Source organism: Saccharopolyspora sp. NPDC002686 (assembly GCF_040295745.1).
In the GTDB taxonomy this organism is placed as follows: Bacteria; Actinomycetota; Actinomycetes; order Mycobacteriales; family Pseudonocardiaceae; genus Saccharopolyspora; species Saccharopolyspora oryzae.
This window is the reverse complement of the sequence record NZ_JBEOVY010000047.1, coordinates 20,021-30,908: the sequence shown is the minus strand read 5'-3', so window position 1 is coordinate 30,908 and position 10,888 is coordinate 20,021. Positions and strand designations below refer to the sequence as shown.

Genomic DNA, 10,888 nt, shown 5'->3' with positions numbered 1-10,888 from the left:
GTGAGTACTTCGGGGTGCCATAGCGCCCCGAAGTACTCACGAGGACTTCTTGCGGCGGTTGAGGATTCCAGCGCCGAAGCGGGGCTTTTCCAGGGCGGCGAGGAGCGCCAGGAACGCGTCGTGGACTTCTCGGCGGGAGTCGTCCGGGGTTGCCGGGGGTGCCGTCAGGTCGGGGTCGGGCATGCCCTTGACCTGCATCCAGCGCTCGTCCCACAGCGCTTCCATCGCGGCGTTCCAGCGCTTCCGGACGTCTTCGACGACCTGGTCGCGCTGTTCGGCCGCTGCGTCCTTGCGCTGCTGGCCCTCCGCGACCGCTTCGCCGAGCTCGGTCGCCCGGGCGCGCTCGTGCTTGCGGAGGTCCTGCGCTGCGGTGGACGCCAGCGCGGTGAGCTCCTTGTACCGGATCGACGCCGGAACCAGGTCAGTCACCAGCTTCCTCCCAGACCTCGATCTCCTCGGCCGCTCGCTGCACCGGCACCTGCGGGGCGTCCGGGGTGCCGAGGTCGAACGGCAGGATCACCTCGGGGCGCGAATGCACCGCCCGGTCGAAGAAGAGGCCGCGCCGGGCTCGCGGCGACCAGCTGACCACCTGGCCGGCCGCGAAGGTCGCCAGCTCCTGGCCGTGCACGTCGAAGGCGACCCACGCGCCGATGTCGTCCACCGGGCCCATGCCGAGGGTGTTCTTCACCCGATTCGCGCTGCGCCACCAGCCGATCACGTGCACCCGGGATTCCGGGCCCTGCTTGAGGATCTTCCGCAGGTGGTCCAGGCCGCTGACCCTGGTGGTCGGGTCCTTGCGCTCCAGGGTCGTCTGCGCCGCGTCCGCCGCGTACAGCACCAGGCAGTGCGGCACGTCCGCGCCGGAGCGGCCGTCGATCGAGTCCGCCGTGGCGGCCATCGCCGCCTCGATGCCGTCGAGGCCGACCAGGTCGACGTCGTGCCCGGCGGCGCGCAGCTCGTCGACGACCCGGTGCACGTCGTCGTCGACGTCGTCCAGCAGACCGGCGATGGTGAACTTGATTCCGCCGGGGAGGTGTTGCCGCGCCAGGGAAAGCGTCGCCGCGCCGAGCACGCTCACCGCGTCCACCCGGACCGAGCCGATCACCGCGATGTTGCGCCCCGGCGAGCGGCTCAGCCGGACCGAGGCAGCGGTGCCGTCCACGTCGATGATCTGGCCGAGCAGCACCTCGGGCGTGCCCACCGGCGCCGACAGCTGCCGGTAGTCGTCCAAAGTGGACAGGGCGGGCAGGTTGGAGCCGTCGAACAGCCTCGGCGGCACGGCGGAGTCGTCGAGCTGCTTCCACAGCTCCAGCTGCAGCGCGTCGAAGGTGTTGCGGGCGGTGGCGTCCGGGATCCGGGCGATCTCGTTGCCGTGCTTGACGCCGGACTCGTGGTTGACCACCGCGTGCCAGCGCGGCAGCTCCATCGCGGCGTTGTTCTGCTCGCCCAGCACCCGGCGCGCCTTGGGCAGCGCGATCCGCAGGATGAACTGCTCGAAGATCGCCGGCTTGCCCCAGAACGCCTCGATGCCGGACACGTCCTGGCTGGCCAGCACGAGGTGGATGCCCTGCGAACGGCCGCGCCGCGCAACGTCTTCCAGCAGCGCGGTGGCCTGCGCGGTCACGTTGTCCCGGTCGGCGAACAGGTACTGGAACTCGTCGATCACCGCGACGATCCGCGGCCACCGGCCGTTCGGGTCCTCGGCGCGCAGCTCCTCGAGCTTGGTGACCTCGTGCTCCTTCGCCGCCTCCGCGCGCCGCCGCATCTCGTCGGCCAGGAACCGCAGCAGCGCCAGGCCGAACTCTCGGTCGGTGTTGACGTTCACCCCGACCAGCTGCGCGTGCGGCAGCCAGCTCGGGTCCCGCTTGCCCGGGGTGAACTGGGCGAACGACACGCCTTCCTTGAAGTCCAGCAGGTAGAGCTCCAGCTCGTCCGGCGAGTACCGGGCGGCGAGCCCGCCGAGCATGCCGTACAGGAAGTTCGTCTTGCCCGAACCGCTCGGCCCGCCGATCAGGGTGTGCGGGCTGCTGTCGCCGAGCGTGATCCACACCGGCTCGCCCTCGTCGAACCCGACCGGCGCCTGCAGCCCGGACCGCGAGCTGTGCGCCCAGTACTGGTCGGGAACCAGGTCGTCGAAGGTCCGCACCCGCGCGCGGCGGGCCAGGAACGCTTCCGCGATCGACGCGCAGGCCTTCGTGACCTCGTTGCGCGACGGCGATTCGTCCAGGTGCACCACGGCTTCCGGGCCGGTGGTGCTGAGCCGCGCGCGGTCCTCGCCGGTCAGCCGGACCGATTCGATCGCGCTGCTCACGGTCAGGGACATGTCCACGACGATCAGCTGGATGCCGCAGGCCGGTCCGCTGCGGGCGATCCGCTGCAACTGCTGCTGCTGTTCCTCGCGCAGCGGCTCGCCGTTGCCGAACAGCACCCCGATGCGCCACGGTTCGGAGCGGTGCCCCTTCTCCTCGGCCAGCGCGCGCAGCGAGGTGTGCCCGCCGAGCAGCGCGCCGGTGTGGATCCGCCGGATGTGGTCGGACAGGGCGTCCAGCATCTCGTCGAGCCGGGTCGGGTCGTGCGCGGTGAGCAGCCCGGCGCGGGTCAGCGGGTAGAGGCCGGGCAGCGTGCCGGTCAGGTGCGCGACATCCCAGACGTGCAGGCGCACCGAGCCCGGCTGGAAGTGGCTGAGCAGCCGCAGCAGCAGGTTCTGCACCAGGGTTTCGGCGGCTTCCGGGTTGCCGTCGGTGGTGATCCGCAGGTGCGACTCGTCGAGCAGCGGCACGGCGGCGGGGAACGGCTGCGGATCCGGTGAGTCCGGCACGACGGCGGTGCCGAGGCGCCACAGCTCGGGCGGGGGAGCGGAGGATTCCCGCGTGCCCACCTCGCCGAGCCAGTCCGACCAGGGCAGTCCGGCCGACCCCGGTGCGACCTCGGCCATCAGCTGGGTCAGCTGGTCCGGCCCGGTGGCGGTCCACTCCGCGAAGATCTCCGCGCGATCGTCGAGCGCTTCCCGCATCGCGGCCTGGAACGCGCTGCTGCTCGGGTCGCCGATCTCCTCCGGATCGCGTTGCGCGGCGGCCGTCCCGGCCTGCGCGATGCGGAGCGCGTAGTCCTGCTGCGCGCACTCGGCGAGGACCCGGGCGTGCTCGTTGTCAGCGGCACCGAGCGCGGTGGCGATGCTGGAGCGCAGGCGCTCGAAGGCTGCTTCGACGCGGCTCCGCCGCTCGTTGCGTTTACCCACACCCCACCTCGGGAAGCAGAGTTACTGACCGTGATCAAACTACCACTAAGCGGATGACGGGGCAGAACCCCATCTGGCGCATTCACCCGGCGTAATGCCGTTTCACTGCGCGAGATGGGGTATCCACGCCGGTGGCCTAGAGCTGGGTGGCGAAATCGCGCAACGTGTTCGTCAGCTGCTCGATCGCGCCTTGGGCTCGCTCGATCTGGTCATCCGCTCGGTGCAGGCTCGGCGGCACCACGGTCTCCGGGTGCTCCGGATCGAGCTTGATCATGGCCTTCTCGGCCTCGCCCAGCGCCGTGCGGCCGGTGCCCAGGTGCGCGCCGGCGTCCGCCAGGTGCTGCTCCACGACACCCAGCGCCTGCACGAGTTCTTCCAGCGCGGACACGTCGCTACAGCCGACCCGCGTACGCCTCGGCGGAGGACATGGTGGCCTGGATGGAGCCCTGCGCGCCGCTGATCATCTGCATCGTCTCGGCGAGCATGCCGTGCGCGTGCTGCATGTCCTCCTGAGCGCTGCCCTGGGTGGCGGAGACGAGCGCGGCTTGGGCCTCTTCCAGGACGAGGTTCGCTTGTTGCAGGGCGGCGACGCCTTCCTGCATCTTCTGGTTGGCCAGCGAAATGCCTGCGCGAACTTCTTCCACGCCTGCCATTTTGGGTCCGGTCCTCCGAGGGTGGCGGTGCTGTAACGGTGCACAAGTTAACCGCCCGCTCGTCCGGCGGCGCAGGCAGGGCCATGGAGTTGATCACAGTTTGATCGCGGTGGGTGATGACCTGCGCAAGTGATCACTCGACAGGGCGACGAAAGCTGAAGGTGTTCCGCATTTGCCGTGCTTCCAACGGAAATCGGACATGTGGACCTTCGTGCTGGTCGGCACCGCGGGCGCGGCGCGAGGAGCCCCGGGGTCACGAGAATCGGAGGCGCTTTCGGGTGCACCTCCGCGTCCGCGGTCGAAATCCCGCTACCTGAAACGAGGTTGGCGGATCCGGGTCAATTCCGATCGGCGTCTACTGTGGATTTCGCGGTGACCTCGATCGCGGCGACGCCCGACGGAGGCATCGGTGCCGCGGACCACCGCGCGGTCGCGCCGGCGCCGTCGGTCGACACGCGCGACCAGCCGTTGCCGCCGAGGGCCGACACCGCGCCGCGGACGATCTCCGACGGCTCGCCGACCGCTGGACCGAGGTCCAGCGCAACCCGCACCACCGGCGATTCGACCGAGTACTCGACGACGTCGGCGGCGCGCGAAAGGCGACTGGCCACGGCGCGAGCGGGCCACTCCGCGCCCGCACGGCGGTCGGTGACGACGTCCACCACCAGCGCCAGCCGGGGGCGCAGCCGGCCGTGCTCGTCCCGTTCGGACACCACCGGGGCGGTCGGCGCGGGCGGCTCGTCGGGGTCGGCTGCCGCGGTGCGGCCGAACATCAGCGAATCGCCGGCCCAGACCTCGACCAGCAGGCGCTCCCCGCCGCTGACCAGCGCGTCCACCAGCTCGGGGTGGTCCACCACGGTCCACGCCGTCGGTGGCTCGCAGGCCACCCGGTGGCGGGCGTAGTCCGGGCCGAGCTCGCGCAGGAAGTTGCGCACCGCGCGGGACAGACCGGCCACGTGCTGCCCGGTCTCCGCGCAGTCCCGGCTGATGGTGACCGACCAGCAGCCCGGTTCCTCGTCGGAGCAGTCTCCGGACGCCACGACCCGGCCGCCCACCTTCTGCATCAGCTCGCGGCAGGCCGCGCGCGCCGAACTCTCGTCGTCGGCCCCGACGACCACGGTGATCAGCAGCTCGAGCTCGTTGTTGTTCTTCATCGCGGTCGGATTGTCCCGCACCGGCAAGGGGGCGGATCAATTCGGCCGCGGGATCACTCCGGTGGCTCCTCGAACCGCTCGGAGTCGCTCTGGTCGACGCCGTAGTAGTGGTAGAGGTCGCGGCCCTCCTCCGGGGAGAGGTGGCCGTGCTCGGCCTCGACCGGGGGAGCGTTCTTCACCCGGTCCTTGTCCACGCCGAGGTCGAGCCGGTTCTCCTCGGTGCTCGCGCCGGTGAGCGGCACGAAGGTCTCCTTGACGCCGAGCAGTCCGATCCGGACGGTGACCCATTCCGGCTGCTGCGTCGCGTCGTCGACGTAGACGTTGCCGACCCGGCCGACCCGCGAACCGTTGCGGTCGAAAACCGGTGTGCCGATCAGGTCCTGGGCGCGCTCCACGTCCATGGCTGCCTCACTCGATCCATCTCGCCCGGGCGGGAAGTCCGTCCGCCGGCCGACCCCCGTCGACCTCTTCAAGCTCCCCGCGCCACGCTGGACCTGCAACCGCGCAAGCGACACGCCTCACCCGATCAGGTAATGATCGAGATTATCTCCCGTGGTTAGTAATAGCGAATACTCCTCGCTTCAGGAGTTGAGCTCCCGCCCGATGAAGGTCAGGACATCGGTGATGACCTCGTCCTTGTTGGTTTCGTTGAACAGTTCGTGGCGGCCGCCCGGGTAGATGTGCTCGTGGAACTCGTGGCCGCGGATGCGGTCGATGCCGGTGCGCGTGTCGGCCTCCGGCACCAGTTCGTCGTCCTCGCCGTGGACCCACAGGGTCGGCTTCTCGATCGTCGGGCCCTCGTTGATCGCCAGCAGGCACTCGTCGATCGCCTGCAGCGTCGGGCGCTTGAACGGGCCGTGCCAGACCAGCGGGTCCGCGACGTAGGACGCGCCGGTGGCGGGGTCGCGGGACAGCGTCGAGGGGTCGATCGGGGTGTCCGGGATCTCGTCGTGCTCGAGCAGGTCCAGGACGTGCCAGGTGCCCAGGACCGGGCCGGAGAGCACCACCGCGGCCAGGTTCTCCTGGTGCTCCTGCGCGTAGCGCGCGGCGAGCATCCCGCCCATCGAATGTCCGATGAGGACGACCGGCAGGCCGGGGTGCTCGGCGGTGACCTGCCGGCGCAGCGTCTCCAGATCGGCCACGAGCTCTTCGGCGTCGGCGAACAGGACCCGCTCGCCCTCCGAGCGGCCGTGCCCGATGTGGTCCGGCGCATAGACCTGCGCGCGGGCGGAAACCAGCTGCTCGGCGACCCACTGGTAGCGCCCGGAGTGCTCGCCGTACCCGTGCGCGATCAGCGCGATCCAGCCCGGGTTGGTCGCAGCCCACTCGCGCACCACCAGCTTGCCGTGACGTCCGGTGATCTCTCGATCCGTTGGCTCGATCATGCTGCCACCACAGCACATCTGATCGAGCCAAGCCACACCCTGGCGCGTTTCGTCAGCGGCGCGCCGACGAGATCACCGGGGGTTTCCCATCCTCGTCCTGCGCGGCGGTGCGGGTGGCGGAACCTCAGCGCCGGTCGCGCTTCGCGGTCGCAGCCCGGACAAGGTGGAAGGGCTCACTGGTGGTATGCGCTGCCGTCGATGGTTCCGCCGCCGCAGACCGGGCCGGAGTTCCAGGCGACCGGGAGCGCGTCGGTCTCGTCGGGCGGGATGACCTGGAGGCGGGCCGGGGTGGGTTGGCACTGCCCGTCGGTCGGCTCGTCGCCGGTCGGGACGACGGTCCAGTGCAGCGTGGCGCTGGCCGAGGCGCCAGGGGCCAGGGTGATCATGGACGGACCGGGGTTCGGGGTGCGCTCGGCGTTGGTCGGCAGCGCGCGGCCCGAGGAGTCGACCAGCTGCATCCCGCCGTAGCCGTACAGGGTGCAGGTCTCGCCGCTGTTGTTGGTCAGCGTCAGCTCGGCGTAGCGCTGCCCGGCGCCGGCATCGGCGTTCTGCAGCGAGCCGTTGAGCATCGACGTGTGGCAGCGCGTGCTCTTGGCGGCCTGCGGCTCCTGCTTCTTCGGAGGCGCCTGGGCGGTCGTGGGGTCGGAGGCCGTCGGGCTCGGCTGGGGGCTCTCCGCCTGCGGGGCCTGCGGCGTCTCGGCGGGCTGCTGCAGGTTCATGGCCGCGGCGGGTGGCTGGGGCTGGGGGTGTGCGATCGGTGCGGCGACGACCTTGCCGGTCTGGGGTGCCTGGCTGCAGGCCGCCATCAGCCCGGCGGCGAGCAGGGCGCCGGATGCCTGGAGCGTCCGCAAGCCGATGGTGCGCAGTCGATGCGCGGTCATCACGACCACCTCCCGTCCCCGTCCTGCGCGGCGGGGTCCGTCGGTAACTGCTCTGCTGTTGTGTAGACGCCTGGCGGGCGGGAGGGTTGCCCACCAGCTCCCGATTGTCCGCCCTTCACCGGCTGTGCGTGCTACGAGCCGAGCTACTCCGCAGGGTTGAACCGGAGTTCGCCACGGATGGGCTGATCGGGTGCATTCGGTGAGGCGCTAATACTCGATAGGTGGAATTACTGGTTCGCGAATTGAGCGATTCTCGTTTTTCGGTAGCCCGACCGGGTGGTGATCTTCACCTGAACGGCGGGACTGCGGGTTTGTGCGAATTAGATATCTTTGGGCCCGCTAGCAGGCCGAACTCAGGGGGTTTGACATGGCCGAACGCATTCCCGGCGTGGACGTATCGCGATATCAGGGGGAACCGGATTGGGGTGCGGTTCGCGGCGCCGGATACGTCTTCAGCTACATCAAAGCGACTGAAGGCGTCGGATATGTGAGTCCGACGTTGGACGGGCAGTTGGCCGGTGCCCGCGGCGCCGGGATGGTCACCGGGCTCTACCACTTCGCGCGCCCGGACACGAACTCCCCGGAGCAGGACGCGGCCGATTTCGCCGCGCAGCTCGGGCGGCTGAACTCCAGCGCGGCCGGGAACCTGCCGCCGTGCCTGGACATCGAGACCGACGCGGCGAACCTGGGCGCCTGGGTCAAGGGCTTCATCAACGCCATCCGCGGGCACACCGGCCGCAACGAGGTCGTCGTGTACGCCTCGGCGTCGTGGTTCCAGGACAAGCTGGCCACCGACTCCTGGGTGGACCCCGGGGTGTTCCTGTGGGTCGCCCACTACGGCCGCCCGCCGGGCGAGCCGGGCTACCTGACCGACCGCGTGGCGATCCACCAGCACGCCTCCGACGGGCAGGTGCCGGGCATCGGCGGCAACACCGACGTGAACGTCTCGATGGTGCCGCTGGAGGTGCTCACCGGTGCCGGAGCGCCGCCGCCTCCGCCGCCGCCCGCGCCGGAGACCTACGTGGTGCAGCCGGGCGACACGCTGTCCGGGATCGGTCAGAAGCTGGGCGTGGACTGGCGGGAGATCGCCCGGGTCAACGGGATCAACAACCCGGACTTGATCTACGTGGGCCAGGTCCTGAAGATTCCGCGCTGACGATCGAAGTCGGCGGGTTTTTCCAAACCGTTACTGGCGGGTACGCCGAAGGCCCGCTTTCGCGATCAGATCGGACTACCGTCTTCGCTTGAACATCGCGCGGGGCGGAGGTGAACGCGATGGCGGCGACGGCGGAGCTGATCCGCGGCCACTGGACTCGCGGTGAGCCGGGACGGGACGCCCCCGAGCAGCTGGTGGTCGCGCTCTACCGCTGGTGGGTCGTCGCGATGACCCTCAAGACCTTGGGCGCGACCTGGGACATCTGCTGGCACTTCAGGTGGCTGCGCGACGACCTCGCGCCGCCGCACATGATCAACACGGTGGGCACCGCGATCGTGGTGGGACTGGTCGTCTTCCACACCTACACCGGGATCGGTGCCGACCGCGCCACGCTGCGCTGGATGCAGTGGGGGCTCGGCATCTTCCTGGTGGCCGCGCCGCTGGACGTGATCAACCACCGGGTCAACGGCCTGGACATCACCGCGTGGAGCCCCTCGCACGCGCTGCTATACATCGGCACCGGGCTGATGAGCATCGGGCTGCTCCGCGGCTGGGCGCGCTACGGCGGCGGTGACCGGTACTCGTACGCGGTCACCTGCTTCCTGTGGTTCACGGTGCTGGACAACTTCCTGTTCCTGAACCAGCACCAGGAGTACGGCGTGCTGGGGCTGGCCGCGTGGGATCGCGGCACGCCTTACGCCGACGACGAGCTGCTGCAGTTCGCCGCCGACGACCTGGGCCGACCGCTGGACCGGATCGCCGTCGAGCACTTCACGCTGCCGGTGCCGGACTGGGTGTACCCGACGTGGGCGGTGCTCACCGGGCTCGGCACGCTGCTGCTGGCGCGACGGCTGGTCGGGCGGAAGTGGACCGCGACCACCATCGCCGCCGGTTACCTGGCGTTCCGCTGCGTCGCCTGGGGATTGCTGGCCGCGGCCGACTTCCCGATCTCGGCCGTGCCGTTCTTCGTGCTCGCCGGGGCCGTCGCGATCGACCTGTCGTTCCAGTTGGCGGCCCGGATCCGACCGGTGGTCGGTGCGGCGGCTGTGACCTCGGTGTCGTACGCGGCGCTGTCGTTGCAGGAGACCTACCTGGCCGCGCCGCCCGCCGACTACTCGACCGCGCTGTACGTGGTCGTGCTGTTCGCCGGGCTGTGGTGGTTGTTCCAGTTCCTGCTCGACACCGAGCAGGGGCAGCAGCTGGTGCTGCGGGCTCAGACGATGACCGGAGCGCGGGAGAGCACCACACCCAGCCCGTAGGCCACACCCATCACCGCGACCTCGGCGGCGGCCCAGCCGAGGAGCGCGGTGCGCTGGTGGCGGGCGATGCGGGGCAGCAGGCGGAAGCGCATCTGCGAGGCGATCGCACCCAGCGCCACCAGGCAGAGCACCTTCGCCACGATGATCTGGCCGTAGCTGGTGGTGACCAGGCCGGACAGGCCGACGTTCGGCGTGATGACCAGCGTCATCAGGCCGTTGAACAGGCCCGATGCGCCGACCACGACGAAGGCGGTGGTGGCCAGTTTGGAGAAGCGAGGCAGCGCCTCCGCCAGCAGCCCGCGCCGGGGCGCGACGAAGAGCGCGACGGCGGCCAGACCACCGGTCCACATGGCCGCACCGATCACGTGCAGCTCCATCGAGATCATGCTGAAGTCGTGGTAGCGCCAGTCCGTGGCGTGGCCGGTCAGCGGCATCGGCAGCAGGCCGAGCAGGGCGATGATGGTGCGCAGCTCGGCGGGCACCGACTCGCCGAACCGGATGGCCAGGAATCCGAGCGCCGCGCACACCAGACCGGCGCCGGCGCTGGCGAGCAGGCCCGGGCCGGCCGGGACGTTCGCGACGTAGTCCACCAGCAGCTGGACGGTGACCTCGCGGTCCGGGCTCAGCTCGGAGGCCTGCAGCACCAGGGACACCAGGGCGGCGAGCATCCAGATCAACGCCGTCATCACGGTCGCCCGGCGGGCCAGGGCCATGATCGGTTCGGTCTGCTTCGGGCGGTCGAAGCCGAGCAGCTTCGGCAGCAGGCTCAGGCCGACCGTGGCCAGCGCGGCCAGGTCCAGCACGACCCGTGCGGTGGGCAGGCCGAAGCGCACCAGCGACGGCGGGTCGGGCAGTCCGGGGATCGTGCCGACTGCGGTGTAGGTGGTGGTGATCAGAGCAGCGAGCAGCGCGCCGCCGACCAGGGCGACCACCACCGCGGTCTTCTGCCGGGGTGCGGTGCGATCTTCGGGGGTGCCGGGGCGGTCCGGTTCGGCAGTTCGCTTGGAACGGGCAACGGCATCGGAATCGGCAGCCACGACAGCCATCATCTCACCCGGTCGAGCAGCCATTCCGGGTCGCACGGCGAACTCGATCACTGGTCGTGACCGAATTGTTTCGGTGCGCATTTCCGGGATCGGTGGGGTGACGTTGTCGAAGTGTC

The 10,888-nt window shown here is 70.2% G+C and carries 11 protein-coding genes; 2 read left to right on the top strand and 9 right to left on the bottom strand.

Translation table 11 applies throughout. The annotated features are described in order from the left end of the window. Window positions 1-36: 36 nt before the first annotated feature. The 8 genes from ABTZ89_RS09220 to ABTZ89_RS09185 all read right to left on the bottom strand — a co-directional run bounded on the left by ABTZ89_RS09220 (window position 37) and on the right by ABTZ89_RS09185 (window position 7,311). Window positions 37-429 (bottom strand): hypothetical protein, encoded by a 393-nt coding sequence (locus ABTZ89_RS09220; RefSeq protein WP_270948517.1) that lies wholly within the window; start codon window positions 427-429, stop codon window positions 37-39. Then, complete coding sequence (locus ABTZ89_RS09215; protein WP_351042118.1) at window positions 422-3,238, bottom strand: FtsK/SpoIIIE domain-containing protein; 2,817 nt, start codon at window positions 3,236-3,238, stop codon at window positions 422-424. Before ABTZ89_RS09215 ends, ABTZ89_RS09220 begins: the two co-directional genes overlap by 8 nt. A gap of 136 nt (window positions 3,239-3,374) precedes the next feature. Continuing rightward, window positions 3,375-3,626 (bottom strand): hypothetical protein, encoded by a 252-nt coding sequence (locus ABTZ89_RS09210; protein ID WP_270948519.1) that lies wholly within the window; start codon window positions 3,624-3,626, stop codon window positions 3,375-3,377. A 4-nt stretch (window positions 3,627-3,630) separates the two neighbouring features. Further along, window positions 3,631-3,891, bottom strand: coding sequence for a hypothetical protein (locus ABTZ89_RS09205; protein ID WP_270948520.1), 261 nt, complete (start codon window positions 3,889-3,891; stop codon window positions 3,631-3,633). Window positions 3,892-4,229: 338 nt separating this feature from the next. Continuing rightward, window positions 4,230-5,045: a hypothetical protein gene (locus ABTZ89_RS09200; RefSeq protein WP_351042114.1), complete on the bottom strand. Its 816-nt coding sequence runs from the start codon at window positions 5,043-5,045 to the stop codon at window positions 4,230-4,232. A 53-nt stretch (window positions 5,046-5,098) separates the two neighbouring features. Next, the gene (locus ABTZ89_RS09195; RefSeq protein WP_270948522.1) at window positions 5,099-5,446 is read right to left on the bottom strand and encodes a PRC-barrel domain-containing protein; all 348 of its coding nucleotides are present in this window, start codon (window positions 5,444-5,446) and stop codon (window positions 5,099-5,101) included. A gap of 180 nt (window positions 5,447-5,626) precedes the next feature. Beyond that, a complete protein-coding gene (locus tag ABTZ89_RS09190; protein ID WP_270948523.1) occupies window positions 5,627-6,430 on the bottom strand; it encodes an alpha/beta hydrolase in 804 nt (267 codons plus the stop codon). 173 nt (window positions 6,431-6,603) lie between these two features. After that, window positions 6,604-7,311 carry a DUF4232 domain-containing protein gene (locus ABTZ89_RS09185; protein ID WP_351042110.1) on the bottom strand — a complete coding sequence of 236 codons (708 nt, stop codon included), beginning with the start codon at window positions 7,309-7,311 and terminating at the stop codon, window positions 6,604-6,606. A 367-nt stretch (window positions 7,312-7,678) separates the two neighbouring features. On the opposite strand from ABTZ89_RS09185, the gene ABTZ89_RS09180 reads away from it, so the two are divergent. Continuing rightward, complete coding sequence (locus ABTZ89_RS09180) at window positions 7,679-8,467, top strand: GH25 family lysozyme (RefSeq protein WP_270948525.1); 789 nt, start codon at window positions 7,679-7,681, stop codon at window positions 8,465-8,467. Window positions 8,468-8,586: 119 nt separating this feature from the next. After that, complete coding sequence (locus ABTZ89_RS09175) at window positions 8,587-9,726, top strand: hypothetical protein (protein ID WP_351042107.1); 1,140 nt, start codon at window positions 8,587-8,589, stop codon at window positions 9,724-9,726. Here ABTZ89_RS09175 and ABTZ89_RS09170 read toward each other — a convergent pair. Next, entirely contained in the window at window positions 9,681-10,763 is a 1,083-nt protein-coding gene (locus ABTZ89_RS09170; RefSeq protein ID WP_502949527.1) for a CopD family protein, read from the bottom strand. The genes ABTZ89_RS09175 and ABTZ89_RS09170 overlap by 46 nt on opposite strands. Between the last annotated feature and the right edge of the window lie 125 nt (window positions 10,764-10,888).